General features: G+C 42.6%; 2 protein-coding genes. Both read left to right on the top strand.

The annotated features are described in order from the left end of the window. Positions 1–393 (top strand): lysozyme (locus PVV69_RS09930; RefSeq protein WP_273757364.1); only part of this gene is annotated, 393 nt, incomplete at its 5' end. Next, on the top strand, positions 390–617 hold the full coding sequence (locus PVV69_RS09935) for a hypothetical protein (RefSeq protein ID WP_273757365.1): 228 nt from the start codon (positions 390–392) through the stop codon (positions 615–617). The genes PVV69_RS09930 and PVV69_RS09935, both read left to right, overlap by 4 nt. Positions 618–842: the final 225 nt, after the last annotated feature.

The following is an 842-nucleotide window of genomic DNA, read 5'->3' on the forward strand; positions in this document are numbered from 1 at the left end:
TGTTATAACGTAGGAACCAAAGCGTTTTGCCAATCGACATTGTTGAAAAAGCTTAATCAAGGGGATTACGAATCGGTTCCGGTAGAATTACAGAAATGGAATAAGGTAGGAGGCAAGCGTCTTAAAGGATTATCCAACCGTAGAGCCGCCGAAGCAGGGCTCTGGGCAAAGGGGGCTTATGTTTCTTCAAATTATCAAAGGGTAGAAACCAAGAATAGAACCGGTCTTTTCCAATTAGAGGCGCTTGCCCCGATTATAGGGTCTTGTTCAGGCTTTGGTGGGCTCTTGGTTGGCAATGGACCAGTGCAATGGGCATTAGCAGGAATTATGGTTTTAGCTGCGTTCACAGGTGTTGTGATTGTAGCCAAGCGCTTTAAGGAACAGCGCTTGTGATTTTTGGGTTGAAAAGAAATCTGTCTCTTCTGTTAACGGCTATAGCCGTTTTTTTTATCGCTTTGGCGAAAGCTTTTCATGTTGGCAAAAAAAGCGAGCGGCACAAACAAACAGAGACAGCCTTAAAGAGAGCAACAACACGTCTTGAGGTTGAAAATGAAGTTAATCAAAAAAGTGATTCTGGTGTGCGTGCTGCTCTGTCTCGTTGGGTGCGAGGCAAATAGATCTGTTTCTTGTGTTGGTTGGTTGCCCATTTATTTGGATAAACAAGATGTTCAGATCATCAGTCCCAATCTAGCAAGAGATATTTTAAAGCATAATCAACAGGGAGCACAGGTATGTGGTTGGAAAGATGGTCAAGAAAGAAGATAACACAAAACAACTGACAGAAACGGAACAACAGCTTCTTCATGAGATGATAGAAACGTACCAAGGCATAAAGATGATGT

The organism is Bartonella sp. MM73XJBT, assembly GCF_028618465.1.
In the GTDB taxonomy this organism is placed as follows: Bacteria; Pseudomonadota; Alphaproteobacteria; order Rhizobiales; family Rhizobiaceae; genus Bartonella.